The sequence below is a fragment of the Cytobacillus sp. FSL R7-0680 genome, from assembly GCF_038009245.1.
Lineage (GTDB): Bacteria > Bacillota > Bacilli > Bacillales > Cytobacillaceae > Cytobacillus > Cytobacillus kochii.
This window is the reverse complement of the sequence record NZ_JBBPAO010000001.1, coordinates 2,641,632-2,662,744: the sequence shown is the minus strand read 5'-3', so window position 1 is coordinate 2,662,744 and position 21,113 is coordinate 2,641,632. Positions and strand designations below refer to the sequence as shown.

Here is a 21,113-nt window from a genome sequence, read left to right as displayed (position 1 = left end):
GCGAGTAAAATAAAAATAGCAGGCTCACTATAAAGTGATGTCCTACTATTTTTCTTCTATCTATTCCACATGATGCGCACGGTGGGCAAGGCGACTAGAAGCCGCAGCAGCAATGGCACCAACAATATCATCTAAAAAAGTATGGCATCTTTCAGAGTTTTTATCATTTAATGGACCTAAGATACCGGGTTTTAATTTATCTACATAACCAAAATTGGTCATTCCGATTGAACCATACACATTTACAATTGATAGCGCTAAAACTTCGTCAACACCATATAATCCTTCATCTGTTTCAATAATGGATTGCAGTGGTTCCATTAATTTCTTTTCTTCTGCAAGCATATCTAATTGGATACCGGTGAGAATGGCGTTTTGCACTTCACGTTTGGATAATACTCTTTCTACATTGTCGATACATGTTTCTATTTTCAAGTTTTGATGATATTTCTCTTGAAGAAAATACACTAACTCAGCAATATCAACAATCTCTACTCCTCGTTCTTTGAGCCATTTTCTTGCTGTTTTCTCTGTTAAAGTAATTGCTTTTTCTTCACTCATGAGTTCACCTTTTTCTATAATTTTATTCGCTTTATGCTGCTCTTTACTAATATATGATAGTAATGATAGCTTGCGAACTTTCAAACCATCATATCCCCTAAAAATAAATCAACAAGTTTTAGCTATTTTTTCATATATTTGAATAAAATGCATCTATTTAGCTTGATTAAAAGGGGGTTATGACGAATGTTAAGACGTTTACTCAAGGAAAAATATAATATTCAGGCGGAAGAAGAGTTTCGATTTGATCATTATAATGCTTGTAAATCACAAAATGAAGTGTATATATTAGTCCCTGCGAATCATTTAAAAGAAGAGGCGCTAACTGAACTGGATCAAATTGCAGAGCATTTAAGAATGAGTGGGGATAAGAATATTGCTGGATTTAAAAAAACAACAGAAGGAAAGCCTTATACTGAGTGGGAGGAAGCGAGATATGCAGTTTTAAGTAATCAACGTTTACAGCCAAGAAAAGAAGGACATTTCGGCAGGAAGTTGGCAAAATTCCACTTTCGAGGGAGAACGGTTAATTTTGCAGTGGAACAAACAAGTCGAATCGGTCAATGGAAAACACTGTGGGAAACAAGACTCGATCAAATGGAAAAGGTATGGAATGATATGGTATTTCAATTTGATGGAGAAAGTGAATTTGACCGCCTATTTTTAGAATCATTTCCTTATTACATGGGAATGGCTGAAAATGCGATTCAATATATTGTTGATACGGAATTTGATGATGAACCGATGATGACTGATACTGGCACTGTCTGCCATGAGAGATTTTCTAATCGTACATGGGGAGAACAATATTATGTGAAAAACCCTTTTGATTGGGTATTTGACCATGCCACAAGAGATTTAGCCGAATGGACGAGAGAGAAGTACTTCAAGAATATAAAAACCTATCAACCAGATGTAAGAAAGTTTGTTGAAGAATATGAATCGATCAGTCCATTGTCAAGTTTTTCATGGCGTTTATATTATGCGAGAATGATGTTCCCACTTCATTATTTTGAATGCGTCGAAAGCTATTACGGTGCACAAACAGAACAAGAACGAAATATTCTGAAGGAAAAATTAGAAAAGTATTTGCACCAATCGCCAGAATATGAACAATTCATATCGCGTTTTTTTGAAATCGTAAACCATCAGGAAGTATCTAAACAGTGGTATATTCCTATGCCTGAATGGTTGGTATCGAAATAAAATATTATTTCCACTTCATCAGTCAACAAAGTTGGAAAGTGTGGAGAAATCTGAAATAAGCACACCTTCATTCCCAATTAAGATGAGTCTTCACCTTAAGCTAAAGAGCAATCATTCTATAAGCACGAGCCTAATTCAAGCTGGATCGTGCTTTCTTACCAAGCGAAATTACTTCCACCAAATGAAAAATTTGCCTATAATGAAAAGAAAATGGGAAGTGGTGAGAGAATGGGTAAGAAATTGTTTATTACAAGGAAACTTCCAAATGAGGTCATTGAGCCATTACAAGCAAAATACGATGTTGAGATGTGGGACAAGGAGGATGTAGTAATCCCTCGTCATGTGTTGCTCGAAAAGGTGAAAGATGCAGAAGGCTTAATGACAATGTTATCAGAAAAAGTAGATGAGGAATTATTTCAACATGCCCCGAAATTAAAGGTTGTGGCCAATATGGCAGTTGGTTATGACAACATAGATATACAAGCGGCAGAGCGCGCGAATGTAATAATCACTAATACACCTGATGTCCTGACAGAATCAACGGCTGATCTGACCTTTTCATTATTATTAGCTACGGCAAGGAGAATGATTGAAGCGGCAGAATATGTGAAAAATAATCAGTGGAAAAGCTGGAGTCCACTGCTATTAGCTGGACATGACGTCCATAGAAAAACCATTGGAATTGTTGGAATGGGGAGTATTGGTGAGGTTGTTGCTAAACGTGCAAAAGGATTTGATATGCATATCCTTTATTATAATCGTTCGAGGAAAAAGAGAGCGGAAGAAGAACTTCATGCTCAGTATGTTTCATTTGAAGAACTTGTCAGTCAATCTGATTTTATCGTCTGTTTAACGCCTTTAACAACTGAAACAAAAAATCTTTTTACAAAAGAAGTCTTTCAGCAAATGAAACCTTCAGCTATTTTTGTGAATGCCTCACGTGGACCAGTAGTCAATGAAGATGATCTCTACTCTGCCTTAGTAGAGGGTGAAATTGCCGGAGCTGGATTAGATGTGTTCTCAGAAGAACCAATCTCAGGAGAGCATCCTCTATTGCAATTAAAACAAGTAGTCGCATTACCTCATATTGGAAGTGCAACAACTGAAACAAGATATAAAATGATGGAATTATGCGTACAGAACATTGACCAAGTATTTTCAGATAGGACTCCACTTACACCAGTAAAATAATAAACCATCTTTGTAAATTAAACGAGTAGGTTAAAACCCGTGGGCGTTATAGCACACGGGTTTTTGACATTTCATTTATCTTTATGCTCCTAAAAAATAATCCACAAGTACATTTCTTTTTCATCATGGTGTTTTTTGAAATGTGAAAAAAAACCAATATATATGAAGAGAGTGTGTATAGATAGCAAACCTTTTAGTAATTGTTTAGAGTAACTAATGAAAATATGTGATTTTATGTTATTATTCGTTATGAATTCACTTTTACTAACATAAATATTTTTGAGGAGGGATTTCATGTTGCCAATTGAAAGAAGAGAAAAAATGATAGATTGGCTAGAGAAAGAAGGATCATTAAAAGTTTCGACAATTAGTAAGAGACTAGGCGTATCAGAAATGACAGTTTATCGAGATATAAAACCATTATTGAAACAGGATAAAATCATTAAAACATCTAACGGGATTGCACTCATTCCAAGAAATATAACGAAAGAGAACCAATGTACTTATTGTTTGAAACCATTGCAAGCAAGATTATCAGTGCAAATCATCAGAGAGAATGATGTGATTGAGCAAACATGTTGTCCTCATTGTGGATTATTACGTTATGAAGATATTAAGGAAGATGTGACACAAATTATTTGTAGAGACTTCTTAAAAGATACGACGATGAGCGCAAAAGCAGCATTGTATTTAATTAATGCTGACCTTGATTTAAATTGCTGCCACCCTCAAGTGATTTGTTTCAATTCTTATAAACATGCCAAACAATTCCAACAAGGGTTTGGCGGAGAAATCTTACCGTTTGAAGAAGCGATAAAAGAAATTGTGAAGCAAATGTCTGGTGGCTGTTGTCATTCGAACTAATTTTATGATTATAGAGTAGGAGCATACAAGATGAAAAAGGGATTTTATAATCGTTTTTGGAGATGGCATTTTTTTGCGGGGATTTTTATTGCTCCCTTACTTATTACATTAACTCTTTCAGGAATTGGTTATTTGTTTTTTCCAGAAGTCGAAAATCAATTATATGATGATTTATTCTTTGGAGATAGTGAAAGCAATGAACAATTAACGATAGAAGAAGGAATTGAGAAAGTTGAAAAAGACTTTCATGGGTTTGCTGTTACAAAGATTAGTATCATGGAGGAGCCATATAATACTCGTTTAACTTTAACAGATGAGGCTGGGGAGCAAAAGTATGTTTTCCTTGATGAACAAAACCAAATTGTTGGGAGTCAGAATGCAGCCAATACATACTCAAATGTGATGCGTAGCATACATAGCTCCCTATTTGTAGGAGGAACACCGGTCAATTATTTAGTTGAACTAGCGGCCTGTTGGGCCATCTTTCTACTAATCAGTGGGTTGTATATGACTTTTAAAGGGAAGATCTTAACGAGAAAAGCAAATGGTTCTAAGAACTTTCGTAATAAAAAATTACATGCACTTATAGGTGTAATCATTACCATTCCAATGGTAGTTATTATTTTCACGGGCTTACCGTGGTCTGCGGTTATGGGGAATATAATCTATACAACTGCCAGTAATAATGCACCTGAACTGGAATTAAATCCACCAACATCTGATATTAATGAGATCCCGTGGGCGACAAGGCAAGAGGAAACCCCAGCATCTGATGATCCTCATGCCCATCATCACGGAGGATCCTCTCAGAGTGAACATAATGAGTTTATGATTTCAGTAGGGCAATTAATAGATGAAGTGGAAAGTGAAAATATTAGTAAACCTTATTCTATTGTTTATCCTTCTGCTGATGACGGTGTTTATATCGTTTCTAAAGGAAGCAATTCCGGTGTGACGGGTTTGGATGTGAGTCCGTCAGAAGAAATGACTACTTACTTTGACCAATATTCCGGTGAATACATCGCCGCTGTTAATTATGAGGATTATAATCTTTTGCAAAAATGGTTTACATGGGGGATTCCATTACATGAAGGTCATTTATTTGGCTGGCCAAATAAGGTTTTAAACTTAGTAGTTTGTCTTGCTTTTCTTTTTGTTATTTTTTTGGGTTTTAAAACATGGCTTTCGCGGAAGAAAAAAGACAAGTTTTCTGCACCACCGAAAAATTTCAAAGGACTATCCATTGGTTTTATAGTGTTAATGGTCCTTTTAGGTATACTGATGCCTTTATTTGGTATATCCCTCATTATCGTGGCACTTATTGAATGTATAGTTATTTTTGTGAAAAAAAATAAAGAATAAGCAGGATGAAGACATTTTCAGTTTTTATGAAAATGTCTTTTTTTATTTTCAAGAGTCGGATTCTATAAATTTTTATAAGATAAAGCGTTAATAGAAAAATAGAAAAAACTACGTTCTCCTATTGTCAAAGACAAGAAACAGGTCTATAATGTCTACTATACAAATACAAATGTACTTTCTATAAGAACAATCTAAGGGGGAACGGAAATGGAAGCAATCTCGATCGGTTTATTAGGTTTGGGCACAGTAGGTTCAGGTGTAGTAAAAATCATTGAAAGAAACCAGGATAAGCTTATGCATCAAATTGGATGCCCGGTAAAGGTGAGTAAAATTCTGGTGAGAGAGTTAGATAAAGAGCGAGAGGTAGAAATAAACCCAGAGCTACTTACAGCGAACCCTGATGATATCTTAAAGAACGATAATATAGATGTAGTCATCGAAGTGATGGGTGGACTGGAGAAAACGAAGGATTATCTCCAAGAAGCAATCAATCACCATAAGCATATTGTGACAGCTAATAAGGATTTAATGGCGGTTTATGGGCCGGAATTATTACAATCTGCTTCGGAAAATCAATGTGACTTATTTTATGAAGCAAGTGTAGCTGGTGGTATTCCTATTTTAAGAGGGCTAGTAGATGGTTTAGCATCTGACCGCATTACGAAAATGATGGGCATTGTTAACGGCACGACAAACTTTATTTTGACAAAAATGAGTAAAGAGGGCAGTGCTTACGAAGAGGTTCTAAAAGAGGCACAAGCACTTGGTTATGCAGAAAGTGACCCTACTGCTGATGTAGAAGGGTTAGATGCAGCTAGAAAAATGGCCATTCTATCAACATTAGGCTTCTCTATGAATATTGATTTAGATGATGTGAAGGTTAACGGGATTACGGAAATCACGGAAGAAGATTTACAATATGCGAAGCAACTCGGCTATTCAATGAAATTAATTGGGATCGCTCACCGAGAAGGCGAAAAAGTAGAAGTGAGTGTACAACCGACGATGTTAGCAGAAACCCATCCACTTGCGGGTGTACAGGATGAATATAACGCCGTATATGTGTATGGTGAGGCAGTGGGTGAAACAATGTTTTATGGTCCAGGAGCGGGAAGCTTACCTACAGCAACAGCTGTTGTTTCAGACTTGGTTGCAGTCATGAAGAATATGAGATTAGGAGTTAATGGAAGAAGTGCGGCAGTTCCACAGTTTGAGAAGAAATTAAAAGACGATAATGAAATTTTCGCCAAATACTTCCTGCGCTTACATGTAAGTGATGAAGTCGGTGTTTTCGCTAATATCACAAATATCTTCTCGCAAAGAGGTGTGAGTTTCGAGAAGATTCTACAAGTACCTGTCAAAGAGAAAGAACTAGCTGAAATTGTAGTGGTTACACACCAAGCATCGTTAGAAGACTATGAAAATATTATGCTTCATTTAAGAGACTTAGAGGCAGTAAAAGAGATTAAAAGTTCGTATCGTGTAGAAGGAGGAGCCAAACGATGAGATGGGAAGGCTTATTACAATCATATAAAGATTTTTTACCAATAACTGAAAATACTCCGATGCTAACACTAAATGAAGGCAACACTCCTTTAATTCGGTTAGATAACCTTTCAAGAGATTGGGGCATTGATTTATATGTGAAAACAGAAGGAGCAAACCCAACAGGTTCATTTAAAGACCGCGGTATGGTTATGGCTGTAGCTAAAGCGAAAGAAGCTGGAAGTGAAGCAATTATTTGTGCATCTACAGGTAATACTTCAGCAGCGGCAGCAGCCTATGCAGCGAGATCTGGTCTAAGATGTATTGTCGTGATTCCTGAAGGAAAAATCGCTATGGGAAAATTAGCACAGGCAGTCATGTACGGGGCAGAAGTGGTTTCAATTGAAGGGAATTTTGATCAAGCTTTATCAATGGTTAGAAAAATTAGTGAAACAGAAGCTGTTACATTGGTAAACTCTGTAAACCCTTATCGTCTTGAGGGGCAAAAAACAGCAGCATTTGAAATTTGTGATCAGTTAGGTGGGAAGGCGCCAGATATTCTCGCCTTACCAGTTGGAAACGCGGGCAATATTAGCGCTTACTGGAAAGGGTTTAAAGAATATCATCAAGCTAAACAAACAGGCCTACCAAAAATGCATGGATTTGAAGCAGAGGGTGCAGCAGCTATTGTTCATAATCGTGTTTTTGAAAACCCTGAAACAGTTGCTACAGCTATCCGTATCGGTAATCCAGCAAGCTGGGATTTAGCTGTGAATGCAGCGAAAGAATCGCAAGGTAAAATTGATGAAGTCAGTGACGAAGAGATTCTTTGTATGTATAGAAAATTAGCTTCATCAGAGGGGATTTTCGCTGAACCGGCATCATGTGCCTCTCTTGCAGGAGTATATAAGCAATTACGTAATGGAGAAATTAAGCATCAAACAAAAGTAGTAGCAGTTTTAACTGGAAATGGATTGAAAGATCCGAATACGGCGATTGATGCGAGTCCCGTTCAACCTGTGAAATTGCCAAATGATGAGCAAGCTGTGGCAGCGCATATAAAGGGAGTTGTCCACGTATGATGGCAGGTGAAATGCTAGTCATTGAAGTACCTGCTAGTACAGCAAATTTAGGGCCAGGCTTTGATTCCATTGGTTTGGCTCTCAATTTGTATTTGCGACTTGAGGTAACAACCCATGATCAATGGGAAGTCATTCCTCTTTCGGAAGGATTGATGACGTTTCCAACAGATGAGCGGAATTACATTATTCAAGTGGCTATGCAAACAGCAAAGAAATACAATCAGGAATGCCCACCTTGTCGATTAACGGTGAGCAGTGATATCCCCATTGCTAGAGGGTTAGGTTCAAGTGCGGCAGCGATTGTTGCTGGAATCGAACTTGCTGATACATTATGTGATTTACGATTAACAAAACAACAAAAGCTCGAATGGGCAACTGAAATAGAAGGACATCCCGATAATGTCGGTGCTTCCCTGCTTGGAGGATTGCTAATCGGTAGTCAAACAGATGATGGTGTAGACGCTTTATCACTATACCACCTTCAAGTTGATTTTGTCGTTTGTATCCCAACATCTGAATTATTAACGAAGAAATCGCGCCAAGTATTGCCAACGGAACTTTCTTATAAACAGGCTGTTCACGCAGGGGCAATTGGCAATGTATTTATTGCTTCACTTATTAGTGGGGATTATGAACAAGCGGGTAAAATGATGATGAAAGATCTTTATCATCAACCTTATCGTAAAGAAATTGTACCAGAGCTTGAAGGAGTAGAAAAAGTTGCAATGGCGAATGGAGCACTTGGTGTAGCACTAAGTGGCGCAGGACCGACTATATTATGCTTAGCTCGTGATGGGGAAGGACAAAAACTGGCAACGCTCTTGAGTGCAGGTTTACATGGAATGAAAGTAGTTCCATTGCAAATGGATTTAATCGGTAGTCGTATTTATAAAGAAAATAGTTCAAAAATAAAAAGCGATGTCATGTGACATCGCTTTTTTAATTAAGTAGGCATTAGAAAACTTGTTCTACTTCCACAACACCAGGAACTTCTTCTAAAAGAGCACGTTCAATACCTGCTTTAAGAGTAATTGTAGAACTTGGGCAACTACCACATGCGCCTAAAAGACGTAATTTTACAATCCCGTCTTCTACATCTACTAATTCACAATCTCCTCCATCACGAAGAAGGAACGGTCTTAATTTATCTAGTACTTCTTGGACTTGACCTGTCATTTCTGCTTGTTCTGCCATTTAAAATCGACTCCTTTCATATCTATATTATAATCAAGATAACCATAAAAATCTATGATAAGGAAACATTTACTTATGTCTGTTATTATACTATATTGTAAAATAGAATGAAGAGTGAAATTATTTTTTTTATTGAAAAAGGGGGAAGCATTTCATGGCTGACCAATTAGAGATTATTGTATATGGAGCAGATGTTCTATGTGCAAGCTGTGTGAATTTACCGTCATCTAAAGAGACATACGAATGGCTTGAAGCGGCACTGGCAAGAAAGTTTGAAAACCAAAAATTTAAAGTATCATATGTCGATATATTCAACCCACCATTAGATGAAGAAAAAAAAGCTTTCGCCTCTCGTGTAATTGAAGAAGATATGTTTTATCCCGTAGTTAAAATCAAAGATCAAATTGTTGGAGAAGGTAATCCTAGGTTGAAAGTGATTTATGCGGAGATGGAGAAATACGGATTTACAGCGGTGTAAATGAAAAAAAGATGCAACCTCTGACCTCAGATAAATGAGATAGAGGTTGCATTTTTTGTTAAAAAAGCATTTATTCATACATAATCGGTGCACCTGGTCCAAGTTCTATACCAAGTAACATCCACACAATCAACATAAGTGTCCATCCGACTAAGAAGAACATTGAATAAGGAATCATTGTTGATACAAGCGTACCAATTCCCATCTTTTTATCATATTTCTGTGCAAAAGCAATAATAATGGCAAAATACGTCATCAACGGAGAAATGATATTTGTTGATGAATCTGCAATTCGATAGGCCATCTGAGTAAGCTCAGGTGAATAACCTAATTGCATCATAATTGGAACAAATACCGGAGCCATCATTGCCCACTTTGCAGAAGCACTGCCGATAAATATGTTAATAAATGCAGCAATAAGAATAAAGACGATAATTAATGGAATGCCTGTGAGGTTAATGTTTTGTAAGAATTCAGCACCATAAACCCCAAGAACTAATCCTATATTAGATTCATTAAAGTAAGCGACAAATTGTCCCGCTGTAAAAGCTAGTACAATAAACATTCCCATTGACGCCATTGTATCAGAGAGTTGATTTGCCACATCTTTATCATTTTTAATCTCTCTAGTAACCATGCCATATACTAAACCTGGAATAAAGAAAAGAATCGCAATGATTGGTACTAAAGAACTCATGAATGGAGAGGAGATAATTGGTTGATCACCAGTACCACGCATTGGAGCACCTTCCGGTAAAACGAGTAATGCTGCTAAAATAGCCCCTACTACAATTGAAACACTTGACCAGATTAACCCCTTCTTTTCGATAGCTGTTAACTTTTCAACTTTTTCCCTGTAGTCGCCTTTATATTCCCCAAGTCGTGGTTCAACAATTTTTTCTGTTACCCACGCTCCTATAACTGTCAATAAAAACACAGAAACAATAATGAACCAATAATTCATGGCAATGCTCATACCTTCTGCATAAACAGGATCTATAATTGCAGCACCTGCAATGGTTAGCTCCCCTAATAATGCATCTGTACCTGAAAGTAAAAGGTTTGCACTAAATCCTCCTGATACCCCGGCAAAGGCTGCAGCTAATCCTGCCAATGGATGTCTACCTACTGCTGCAAAAAGAAGTGCACCAAGTGGCGGTAATACAACATATCCTGCATCGGAAGCGACACTAGACATGATTCCTGCGAACACTAATCCTAGTGTAATAAATCGCTTAGGTACTGATAAGACAAACCCACGTAATAAGGCACTAATAAGTCCTGAGCGCTCAGCAATACCTATCCCTAACATCGTCACTAAAACGACACCTAGAGGGGCAAACCCAATAAAGTTATCTGTCATACTAGAAAATATATATTGGATACCTTCTGCACTTAAAAGGTTAGTAATTTCAACCATTTTGCCTTCTTCGCCCGGGTGCTCTACCCTAATTCCTAGTTGTGATAGACCAGCAGATAATAGCAAAACAATTAATGACAATATTGCGAATAAAGTGACGGGATGAGGCAATTTGTTACCAATTGTTTCAACACTATCTAATGAACGCTGCAAGTAACCTTTTCTCTTTTTCTTCATTTATATTTTCTCCCTTCTTTCTATTTAGGAAATATTTTGAATATAACCTAACTATTTTGTAAGCGCTTCTTTGCCATTATAAAGGGCAAGTCTCTATAAGAAAATAGAAAGAGAGAAAGTAAGAAAACTGTTATTTTTGTAAAAATTCATATCATTATAAAGGAATTTGGTTTTTATGTAAAAAAACAACCATTATAGCAAGAGAATACTGTGGTGATACTTAATTTTGTCCTGAAGAGAATACGTATTGATAAAAGGATATTTTATGAAATGCCCTTTATTAGTTGAAACTTTTGAAAGCTAAATGAGTCTAATTTTTAAAAGTGATAGAAAAAAAGTAAAAAAGGAGAAACGGAATGAAAGGTTTTATTGTCATTTTTTTGTTGCTTATGGGATTGAATTATTTCGTTTATATGCATTTGTCCTCCCCTTCTTTTGAATCTCGAGAAAGATCAAAAATAGGGTTTCTTCTATTAGATAAGCATATGTTAATTGGTGATGAAGATTTTCAACAGGCAGACCTTCATCTTGATGTAAATCGTTTAAAAGAAAAGTACGACACTATCTACTATCTATCATATAAAGCACCTCAGCTTCCAGAGGGTATAAAGAACGGCGATAAAGTGAAAGTAAGCTATAGTAAGATATCTCAAACACAAATTCCTCAAATCGCTGTAAAAGCTATGGAACTGTATACATCATCTTGTGAAAAAAAGAGTGTACTGGTAGGACATATTTATATAGAAGAAAAAATCTTAATAGAAGATGGAAATTTCCATGCCAAAGACATCCATTTAGATATGGATGAATTACAAGCAAAATACCAAATTGTATTATTACATATAGAGTCACCACTTCTTCTAGAGGGGATTGTTAGTGGTGATCAAGTAGCTATCGGATATAGTCGCATGCTTGAATCTTATCCACCAAAAGCATTGGTCACCTGTATAGAAAAATTGAATTAAGTACGTTTGTTTCATAAGTGAAATAATGGTAATACCCGAGGGTGTTTTATAGTTATGATAGTCGTTTGTTCAAGCGAAGTATAACCATCGTAGTTTAAATTTTGGTTCAATTCTATATATCCTTCTGGAGACCAAAAACCTCCATTATTTCTGAAGTACCAATTATTACTTTCTGTAAAAACATTGTATTTATGCTCAGTAAAGACATCTAAAAAGAAACTTCCGCCTTTTTTTAAAACTTCTAAAAATATGTTGTAGTAATTTTTTTCAGTCAATAGGTGCAAGAGTGCCATAATCACAGTATATATAAGTGTCGCAAAGTCATATTGATTTTCGTCAGTTATTTTCAAGTAATTTTCATTACGATCATATATTAATTCCTCCTCTAATTTTAAACACAAAAAACCGTAGAGATTTTACTCTACGGTCTAAAAAGAAGAATCCATCCGGAGAGCAAAATATCAATTTCGAGCATAACAAATAAGCATTTATTCATACCTATTTATTTTGCTTCAAATTGATTGTTTCACCTTTCTCCAGTCATAATAAAGTTCACGAAAATTAAACTTCTTCTATGCCGAACCTCTTCACCTAACCTTCTTGTGTTTTCATAAATAAAATTAACTACTATATTTTTAATTTCAATTATTAATATTAAGATGTGTATCACAACTACTGTGTATTATAAAATAAACGAGTCGCTTTAATGCTTAACCTTTAAAGCTAGTGGTAAGGGGGGTGAAAAAAATGTATTCCGAACCCCTGTTTAACTATTTCCCTCCTTATCGGAGCAGAAAACTTTCATTTGTAATCCAAATCAATGATCCTATAAAAGGCGAGTAAGTGGGAATGTTCGTTGTTGACTTACTCCTGTGGAAACCCTACCCAACCCTTTGTATAATAATTGCTGAACGATTTATGGCTTGATTGTCTACCCCTGTTCCAGCTAGCAAATTGATAGTTGCACTAAAGTTTCTAATGGTTACTATTCCTCCAGCAGGGATAGAAACGATTGTAAAACCGTTAAATTGACTTCTATCAGTATCTGGGAAAGTGACATATTCTTCACCAAAGAAGGAAAGGGGTTGGGCAGCACCGTTAATGGTTACTGCAAACGCAGAATTAATTGTGCCTCCCCCTGTTTCAGAACGTAATGATAAGGCATAGTCAATACGATAAACACCAGATACATTTACTACTATATTTGATGATACTGGTGTGAATGTGAAACCAGAAGTTGACGCTGGACTAGATAGATCGAAAATCACATCTTCATTTGTAGCAACTACTTGGTTTCCTCCAATTCCTGCAGCATTAAAGTACTGCGGTACAAAGGCTTCACCAGTTGGACCTGTTACTCCTGTTATTCCAGTTAACCCAGTAACCCCCGTTAAACCAATAGGCCCAGTCACACCGGTGGGTCCGGTAACCCCTGTTATACCAATGGGACCAGTTACACCGGTGGGACCAGTAACTCCTGTCAAACCAATGGGTCCAGTTATACCGGTGGGTCCGGTAACCCCTGTCAAACCAATGGGTCCAGTTATACCGGTGGGACCAGTAACTCCTGTTAAACCAATGGGTCCAGTTATACCGGTGGGTCCGGTAACTCCTGTTAAACCAATGGGTCCAGTTATACCGGTGGGACCAGTAACTCCTGTCAAACCAATAGGTCCAGTTATACCGGTGGGACCAGTAACTCCTGTCAAACCAATAGGTCCAGTTATACCGGTGGGTCCGGTAACTCCTGTCAAACCAATAGGTCCAGTCACACCGGTGGGACCAGTAACTCCTGTTAAACCAATGGGTCCAGTTATACCGGTGGGACCAGTAACTCCAGTTAAACCAATGGGTCCGGCCACACCGGTGGGACCAGTATCTCCCGTCAAACCAATGGGACCAGTTACACCGGTGGGACCAGTATCTCCTCTAATATAATAAGGTTTACACTTATATATATTGCATTCATTACAATTTTCATGTGAATGATAGTTAAATCCTAACAGCATTATCTTCCCCCCTTTTTTTGCTTTTACATATATTATTAAAATTAAGAGGAAAGAGATTGTATTTATACCTATTACTTACTAAACATATAGAGAAACTCGACTAAGCATGTCCAATCTGATTCTTCTCATATTCCGTTTTCTCATCTTATCAAGGCAATCTAATTAAATGGTTTATACAATTGCCACGACTAAATTTCGCTCAACAAAAGCGCTCTATAATGGAGTAGTTGAGGATCTATAATTATCTGATATAGTTGAATTAGGATTGGGTCAAACATTTTTTTTAACTCTGTACCAATACTTGTAAATTTCCGAATAACCAATTTTAGAATAAAGCCTTAATGCAGGTTTATTATTCAAAAGAACAGCTAGGTAACTGTATTTAGCTCCATTTTCTTTCCCCCATTTTAGTAAATTCAATATCAACTGTTCGCCAAACCCTTGATTCCTAAATTTAATGTCAGTGACAATATCATAAAGTCCTATGTAGTCCCTTTCTATAACCCCAAGACCACAGGCAATCACATCTGCTTTATAATATAGTGATATAAAGCACTTTTGAGTTGTAATATTGGACAACATTTGTACCATCGTATCCTTGTTTTTTTCTTCAACATTATTCAGTCTACAAAAATTATCTAGCCACTCAATATTAATATTTCTATCTAGTTTTACAGAATGGTAGGTTGGTTCTATGATGCCATTTAGCGCCATGGTTTGAACACTTGTACAATCAATTAAAGAATAAGCTTTTTCCTCCAAAATCTCATCTAAATTTTCTGGTTTAACAAAAGGCGTAATTTTAAATGTAGTACTTAGTTCATTATTAGAGTAGTTTTTCTCGCATTCTCTAATTTTTTGATTTAAATCATAAGTTGAATAATGGATAGGATTAATAGAATTAGCACGTTTCGTATAACCATTTGAAAATCGTAGTACCCACCCATCGTAAAGTAACGTAGATAATGGCTGCCAATTGTTCAAAGATAGTTCTTCAATAATTTTATAATTCATTTTTCCCTCCAAATAACTTTTGAATAATAATACATTATTTTGAATTAATATTCAATGATTAAAAACAATCCTTTTTGGAAAGAGCAACAAAAGAGGAATTAGAAGAATAGGTACAACAATGCATTACGGATTATGCTTGCTGTTTCACCAGAAGCAATCCCAGTTGGGAGCCACTGAGTATCTTGGAGATGAATCACCTAAGGTATTGGCCTAGGCATTAAACCCGTTAGTTGATTTGATAGTTGCGAGTTTTCCTCTTTCATCCGTTGTTGTTGTTGTTGGTTCATGTTTTTTCATGTTAGAGAAAAGTGATAGAGCATGAACTGGAATTCAGTATGGAGCACTTGGATATGGATTATCAAATTATGCCAATGTTGTTGAAAGTTTTGAAGGCAATTGAAAGAGCAATATAAAAACCCAACAAAAAAAGTACAATCTCTAAAAGAAATTGTACTTCCTGTATTTAAAAGGATTGAAAAACCCTCTTAAATCAATAAATTATAAAACTGTAGATAACCAAGAGTTTTATTAACCGTTATGATATTTATACATCCAAAGAATGCCTGATTTAATAAGGCGTGCTACTCGTCCTGTAATTGGACGTTCGGCAACTAAACCAAAGCCGTGTTTTTTACCTAAAGAACCCATGATTCCTTTTAGTTTTATTACTGGAAGGGTTTCGGGTAGTTCTTCATTTTTCCAACGTTTTAAAAGGACTTGTACAATTTGTTCTGCTTGTCCTTCAGCTAGTTGCGCACTTGGTGCGTGAGGAAGGCTTGCGCAGTCACCTACTACATATACATGCTCGTCATCAGGGATATTGTGATACTTGGTTAATACGACTCTACCTTGTTTGTCTTTTTCAACATCCATCGCACGTACAACATGTGTCGGCTGAATACCTGCAGTCCATACAACGACATCACTTTCAATCCGCTCATCATGGTTGTATAGAGCGCCTTCTTCGACTTTAGTGATATTAGAGTTGTTAATGACTTGTACGCTTCGAGAGTTAAACCAGTTTTGTACATATTTACTTAGTCTCTCTGGGAAGGCAGATAAGATGCGATTCCCCCGATCAAACAACTTGACCGTTAAATCAGGTCTGCTTTCATTTAGTTCAGATGCTAACTCGATACCACTGAGACCAGCACCAACAATCGAAACAATGGCACCTGCTGGCAAATTATTCAGCGTTTCATATGTTTTTCGTGACTTGGCAATAGATTGAATACTGTGAGTATATACATCTGCCCCAGGAACATTATGGTATTTATCTTCACAACCAAGTCCAACAATTAGATCGTCATATGAAATTGGTTGTTGATCGTTTAAATGAACCATCTTTTCTTTTGTGTCAATTTTTGTAATATCTCCATATTGAATGTTCAAGCGAGGGTGTTCTGGAAAAGCAACACGTACATGTTGATCGGAAATCGTTCCAGCGGCAAGTGCATAGTATTCTGTTTTTAAACAATGATAAGGTACCCGGTCGACGAGAGTAATCGAAACATCATCCGGCAGTTGATTCGGTAAAAGGCGAGCAAGCACTCGCATTCCTCCGTATCCTCCCCCTAGAATAACAAGATTTTTCATTTGCTGATATCCCCTTTATTTTGTCCGTTCTCATACAAGAAGATAATCTGATACAATGGAAAAAACACAAGTGTCCAAATTATCTTAAAAAAATAAATATAACCATCCATATTGCATAATCCCATAAAAAGTATAACGAAATTATCTCTAAATCACAACAGAAAACAAAAGGAAACTTATGTAGAAAGGACGGAGTAAAAATATTCTGATATTTATAGTTTCTTGTAAAGAAGAAAAGGAAGCGAATAAGGAGTTAATATTATGAGGAAGATTGTTGTAGAATTTTGTATAACAAATATGGCCAATGGTTCTCACCATGCCTTTACAAAGTTAAAAAAAGATTATGATTTAGATGTCATTGAATATGGCTGTTTAGGATATTGTGGGAAGTGCCGGCATTTATTATTCGCTTTAGTTGACAATGACATCATTCATGGGGAAAATGCGGAGGAATTGGTTTATAACATTTATCAACATTTAGATGAAGAAATAATGTTCCTTTACTCTTTTGTTGCCATATAATAAGGTATAGTTACGTTAATGAAGGCAGTAAGTTTGTGAAACACTGTAAAGAAGTATATACTAAGCCTATAATATAAACTTGGAGGGATTATGATGAATCAAGTTGTTGAGATTACAGAAGCGGCAGCCCTTCACATTAAAGAAATGATGAAACAAAATGAAGAAGAGAACGCCAAGCTACGTGTAGCTGTAAAGGGCGGTGGCTGTAGCGGATTATCTTACGGAATGGGCTTTGCTCAAGAAGTAGAAGAAGACGACATTCCTTTTGAATTACATGGCCTTAAAATCGTTGTAAGTAAAGAAGATGCACCGATTCTACAAGGGACAAAAATAGACTATAAAGAATCCATGATGGGTGGCGGTTTCACAATCGACAACCCAAATGCGATTGCCAATTGTGGCTGCGGCTCTTCCTTTAGAACAGCAACGAAGGTTGGTACGCCAGAAGAGTGCTAATCTTAGTGAAGAGATCTTTCCTTTATAAAGGGAAGGTCTTTTTTTACTTTGCATAATAATTTGAAGTCAGAAAGTCAATGTTTAATCCACCAGAAGTGTGGTTGGTAGGTATTATGTGAAAATGGTCAAAACTTCCTCCAGTTTAAGGGTGTAAAAAAACCCGGAATCACATCCGGGCCTTTCTTTTAAAACATTGAAGTACTATGTTTAGGCTGTACTCTTGCTTTAGGGTCAATATATGTTTTAGCGTGACTAACTGCGACTGGTGCTTCACCAAATCCACATGCAATTAATTTTACTTTTCCATCGTAAGTACAAATATCTCCAGCAGCATAAACACCTTCAATGTTAGTTTCCATCTTTTGATTTACAACGATAGAGTTCTTCTGAATGTCAAAGCCCCATTCTTTAATTGGACCTAATGAAGAGACAAAACCATAGTTAACAATAACGGCATCGACGTCGATAACTTCTTTTTCTTCTTCGCCTACTTTTTCAAGGATTACTTGGCTTACACCGCTTTCATCACCAACTAATTCAGCTGGAATATATGGTGTTTTGATATCAACTTTAGAATTTTCAAGGTTTTCTACACTATGTTCATGTGCACGGAATTTATCTCTGCGGTGAACGATTGTAACTTTTTCTGCGATAGGTTCAAGCATTAAAGCCCAGTCCACTGCTGAATCTCCTCCACCAAATATAACGACTCTTTTTCCAGCAAAATGATTGAGGTCGTTAATAAAATAATGAAGGTTTTTTCCTTCGTATTCTTTCGCACTTTCCAATTCTAAACGACGGGGTTGGAATGCGCCGTTACCAGCAGTAATAATGACAGATTTTGAAAAGTGGACATCTTTATCTGTCGTAATTTTGAATGTTCCATCTGCTAGTTTTTCCAATGTTTGTACAGATTGTTCTAAAGATATAGTCGGATCAAATTTGTCCATCTGTTCAACAAGATTATCTATTAACTCTTGTGCGCGGATTTTCGGAAATCCAGCAACATCGTAGATATATTTCTCTGGATAAAGGGCAGAAAGCTGTCCACCTAGTTGAGGTAAGCTTTCAATAATGTTAACAGATGCTTGTCTCATCCCACCGTAAAAAGCGGTGAATAGCCCAGTTGGACCCCCGCCGATAATCGTGATGTCGTAAATCTTCTGTTCAGTCAAAGTGATTCCCCCTAAGTATATTTATGGTGTTTTAATTAGTTTACCATAATATTAGACTATTCTGTATCATTAGGTGTTGCATGAGGAAAAGATGTACCATCAAATGATCTTTTAAGAATAAGCGTTGACTAGAAAAATACGGTTAAATTTCCTTTAGAAAGGTAAAATGTGAAAGCGGTACCAATGTTGATTTTATAGTATTGATAATCATTATCAAATTAAAAAATCTTAAAATTCTTAAAGTGTCAATTTAGCTTGAAAATAAGATAGAAAAGGAATACTATGTAATAGAAGATATATTTATTAATTTTTTGTGACATTTTTCGAACATTTTTTTGTCCGTATTAGTGAAGAATATCACAATCTTTTATTTTATGAAAAATAGGAGATAAGAAGTACTATAAAATATATTAAAGGTGGAAGTGATACACTTGAAAAAGCCAAAAATCGTTATTTTAGGTGCAGGTTACGGTGGATTAATGACTGCAACTCGTTTGCAGAAACAAATCGGAGCAAATGATGCTGAAATTATTCTTGTGAATAAAAATGATTACCATTATGAAACAACTTGGTTACATGAAGCATCTGCTGGTACATTACATCACGACCGAGTACGTTATGATATAAGTAAAGTAATTGACAACGGTAAAGTTGAATTTGTAAAAGGTACTGCTGTTGAAATTAAAACAGATGAGAAGAAAGTTCTACTTGAAAAAGGTGAGCTTGAATATGACTATCTAGTAGTTGCACTAGGTGGAGAATCTGAAACATTCGGTATTAAAGGATTGAAAGAATACGCTTTCTCTATCTCTAATATCAATTCTGCGCGCCAAATTCGTGAGCATATCGAGTATCAATTTGCTACTTATAATACAGAAGAAGTAAAAGATGATACGCGCCTATCAATCGTTGTTGGTGGTGCTGGTTTCACAGGTATCGAGTTCCTTGGTGAATTAGGTAACCGTATTCCTGAATTATGCAAAGAATATGATGTACCTTTTGAAAAGGTGAAGATTGTATGTGTTGAGGCAGCTCCAATGGTATTACCAGGATTTGATCCTGAATTAGTTGAATATGCTGTTGCTCATCTTGAGAAGAAAGGTGTTCAATTCCGTATTGGCACAGCGATTAAAGAAGGTACGCCAGATGGTATTATCGTAGCAAAAGGCGAAGATGATGTAGAAGAAATTAAAGCTGGTACTGTAATCTGGGCTGCTGGTATTCGTGGGAATGCCATTATTGAAAAATCAGGATTCGAAGCTATGCGTGGACGCATAAAAGTGGATGAGAATTTAAGAGCACCTGGACATGACAATATCTTTGTTATTGGTGATAGTTCATTAGTAATTAATGAAGAAATTAATCGTCCTTATCCGCCAACTGCACAAATTGCTATGCAACAAGGTGAATTAGTTGCAAAAAATATTGCTGCACTTATTCAAAATAAAGAACTAGGGTCATTTACTTTTGATAACAAAGGTACAGTATGTTCTTTAGGTGAAGATGATGCGATTGGTGTTGTATTTGGTAAAAAAGTGGTTGGTAAAAAAGCTTCATTTATGAAGAAAATGGTTGATAACCGTGCATTATTAATGATCGGTGGCGCTTCATTAGTTGCAAAAAAAGGTAAATTCAACGTTCTTTAATGCGTTAAATATAAGAGGGCAAACGATATGTTTGCTCTTTTTTTTATAGATTAATTCATCTAAGGAGGGATAAAATGGGAAAAGTCGATAGAGGTAAAGTATGGCTTGGGGTTAGTGGTCTTTTAATCAATGAAAAGAATGAATGGTTAGTTGTAAACAAGAAATACGGTGGTTTAAAAGGGAAATGGTCATTACCTGCCGGTTTTGTAGAGCAAGATGAAACAGCAGATGAGGCAATAATTAGAGAAGTGAAGGAAGAAACTGGGCTATCTTGTCGTGTGAAAGAGATGATAGGTCTTCGTACGGGTGTAATCAAAAGTGAAATTAGCGATAATATGATCATTTTTCTTTTGGAAGCTGATACAAATCAGGCAATTGTAATAGAAGACAAAGAATTAGATGATGTCCAATTTATGGATCCACTGGAACTTATTCATCATCAACCAACTTCAGTCATGATTCAGTATATATGGGAGAACCTCAATCATAACAACAAAACATTAATTGATGGCATTAATCCTGGAGATCAATTTGGTTACACTTCTTATAAATTATTTTTGTAACCTCGTGATATATTGCATAATTTAAAGCATAAGAAAGATAATAACGCTTGTATGCGTTTACATAAAGGGTTTTTACTGTTTTTTGAACCTTTCCATTTTTGATATTTTTCTGTATTATTTAGTTATTATCAGAAAATTCAATTATTC

At 36.2% G+C, this 21,113-nt stretch carries 21 protein-coding genes; 13 read left to right on the top strand and 8 right to left on the bottom strand.

From position 1 onward, the window contains the following. Window positions 1-60: 60 nt before the first annotated feature. Window positions 61-561 (bottom strand): phosphatidylglycerophosphatase A family protein, encoded by a 501-nt coding sequence (locus MKY26_RS13260; protein WP_095373610.1) that lies wholly within the window; start codon window positions 559-561, stop codon window positions 61-63. Window positions 562-747: 186 nt separating this feature from the next. Between MKY26_RS13260 and yutH the strand changes: the two genes are divergently transcribed. From yutH to thrB, 7 genes are all read left to right on the top strand, one after another. Continuing rightward, window positions 748-1,767, top strand: a complete 1,020-nt coding sequence (gene yutH / locus MKY26_RS13255; RefSeq protein WP_307318367.1) for a spore coat putative kinase YutH — start codon at window positions 748-750, stop codon at window positions 1,765-1,767. 228 nt (window positions 1,768-1,995) lie between these two features. Beyond that, the gene (locus tag MKY26_RS13250) at window positions 1,996-2,958 is read left to right on the top strand and encodes a 2-hydroxyacid dehydrogenase (protein ID WP_322910427.1); all 963 of its coding nucleotides are present in this window, start codon (window positions 1,996-1,998) and stop codon (window positions 2,956-2,958) included. A 294-nt stretch (window positions 2,959-3,252) separates the two neighbouring features. Then, on the top strand, window positions 3,253-3,822 hold the full coding sequence (locus tag MKY26_RS13245; RefSeq protein ID WP_095372019.1) for a DeoR family transcriptional regulator: 570 nt from the start codon (window positions 3,253-3,255) through the stop codon (window positions 3,820-3,822). Between the two features lie 30 nt (window positions 3,823-3,852). Then, window positions 3,853-5,184: a PepSY-associated TM helix domain-containing protein gene (locus MKY26_RS13240; RefSeq protein ID WP_341097873.1), complete on the top strand. Its 1,332-nt coding sequence runs from the start codon at window positions 3,853-3,855 to the stop codon at window positions 5,182-5,184. 207 nt (window positions 5,185-5,391) lie between these two features. Further along, entirely contained in the window at window positions 5,392-6,690 is a 1,299-nt protein-coding gene (locus tag MKY26_RS13235; protein ID WP_307318364.1) for a homoserine dehydrogenase, read from the top strand. After that, entirely contained in the window at window positions 6,687-7,751 is a 1,065-nt protein-coding gene (gene thrC / locus MKY26_RS13230) for a threonine synthase (protein ID WP_322910426.1), read from the top strand. Before MKY26_RS13235 ends, thrC begins: the two co-directional genes overlap by 4 nt. After that, a complete protein-coding gene (gene thrB / locus MKY26_RS13225; RefSeq protein ID WP_095372023.1) occupies window positions 7,748-8,680 on the top strand; it encodes a homoserine kinase in 933 nt (310 codons plus the stop codon). Before thrC ends, thrB begins: the two co-directional genes overlap by 4 nt. Window positions 8,681-8,705: 25 nt before the next feature. Here thrB and MKY26_RS13220 read toward each other — a convergent pair whose 3' ends face one another. Beyond that, a complete protein-coding gene (locus MKY26_RS13220; RefSeq protein ID WP_095372024.1) occupies window positions 8,706-8,945 on the bottom strand; it encodes a NifU family protein in 240 nt (79 codons plus the stop codon). Between the two features lie 154 nt (window positions 8,946-9,099). On the opposite strand from MKY26_RS13220, the gene MKY26_RS13215 reads away from it, so the two are divergent. After that, window positions 9,100-9,423, top strand: coding sequence for a YuzD family protein (locus tag MKY26_RS13215; RefSeq protein ID WP_095372025.1), 324 nt, complete (start codon window positions 9,100-9,102; stop codon window positions 9,421-9,423). A 70-nt stretch (window positions 9,424-9,493) separates the two neighbouring features. Here the strand turns inward: MKY26_RS13215 and MKY26_RS13210 are convergent, their stop codons facing one another. After that, window positions 9,494-11,020: an AbgT family transporter gene (locus MKY26_RS13210; protein ID WP_307318358.1), complete on the bottom strand. Its 1,527-nt coding sequence runs from the start codon at window positions 11,018-11,020 to the stop codon at window positions 9,494-9,496. Between the two features lie 356 nt (window positions 11,021-11,376). Between MKY26_RS13210 and MKY26_RS13205 the strand changes: the two genes are divergently transcribed. Beyond that, window positions 11,377-11,985, top strand: a complete 609-nt coding sequence (locus tag MKY26_RS13205; RefSeq protein ID WP_340976339.1) for a hypothetical protein — start codon at window positions 11,377-11,379, stop codon at window positions 11,983-11,985. An 11-nt stretch (window positions 11,986-11,996) separates the two neighbouring features. Here MKY26_RS13205 and MKY26_RS13200 read toward each other — a convergent pair whose 3' ends face one another. From MKY26_RS13200 to MKY26_RS13185, 4 genes are all read right to left on the bottom strand, one after another. Further along, window positions 11,997-12,335 (bottom strand): hypothetical protein, encoded by a 339-nt coding sequence (locus MKY26_RS13200; protein WP_341097872.1) that lies wholly within the window; start codon window positions 12,333-12,335, stop codon window positions 11,997-11,999. 531 nt (window positions 12,336-12,866) lie between these two features. Continuing rightward, window positions 12,867-13,994 carry a collagen-like protein gene (locus tag MKY26_RS13195; RefSeq protein WP_341097871.1) on the bottom strand — a complete coding sequence of 376 codons (1,128 nt, stop codon included), beginning with the start codon at window positions 13,992-13,994 and terminating at the stop codon, window positions 12,867-12,869. A 270-nt stretch (window positions 13,995-14,264) separates the two neighbouring features. Then, on the bottom strand, window positions 14,265-15,008 hold the full coding sequence (locus MKY26_RS13190) for a GNAT family N-acetyltransferase (RefSeq protein WP_307318353.1): 744 nt from the start codon (window positions 15,006-15,008) through the stop codon (window positions 14,265-14,267). Window positions 15,009-15,536: 528 nt separating this feature from the next. Then, a complete protein-coding gene (locus MKY26_RS13185) occupies window positions 15,537-16,604 on the bottom strand; it encodes an NAD(P)/FAD-dependent oxidoreductase (RefSeq protein ID WP_095372031.1) in 1,068 nt (355 codons plus the stop codon). A gap of 261 nt (window positions 16,605-16,865) precedes the next feature. On the opposite strand from MKY26_RS13185, the gene MKY26_RS13180 reads away from it, so the two are divergent. Then, window positions 16,866-17,126, top strand: coding sequence for a DUF1450 domain-containing protein (locus tag MKY26_RS13180; RefSeq protein ID WP_341097870.1), 261 nt, complete (start codon window positions 16,866-16,868; stop codon window positions 17,124-17,126). Between the two features lie 93 nt (window positions 17,127-17,219). After that, entirely contained in the window at window positions 17,220-17,582 is a 363-nt protein-coding gene (locus MKY26_RS13175) for a HesB/IscA family protein (RefSeq protein WP_322910422.1), read from the top strand. A gap of 185 nt (window positions 17,583-17,767) precedes the next feature. Here MKY26_RS13175 and MKY26_RS13170 read toward each other — a convergent pair whose 3' ends face one another. Continuing rightward, window positions 17,768-18,757, bottom strand: a complete 990-nt coding sequence (locus tag MKY26_RS13170; protein ID WP_307318352.1) for an NAD(P)/FAD-dependent oxidoreductase — start codon at window positions 18,755-18,757, stop codon at window positions 17,768-17,770. 431 nt (window positions 18,758-19,188) lie between these two features. Here MKY26_RS13170 and MKY26_RS13165 point away from each other — a divergent pair, with 431 nt between their 5' ends. Beyond that, complete coding sequence (locus MKY26_RS13165; RefSeq protein WP_095372035.1) at window positions 19,189-20,403, top strand: NAD(P)/FAD-dependent oxidoreductase; 1,215 nt, start codon at window positions 19,189-19,191, stop codon at window positions 20,401-20,403. Window positions 20,404-20,477: 74 nt separating this feature from the next. After that, the gene (locus tag MKY26_RS13160; RefSeq protein WP_341097869.1) at window positions 20,478-20,966 is read left to right on the top strand and encodes an NUDIX hydrolase; all 489 of its coding nucleotides are present in this window, start codon (window positions 20,478-20,480) and stop codon (window positions 20,964-20,966) included. Window positions 20,967-21,113 lie beyond the last annotated feature (147 nt).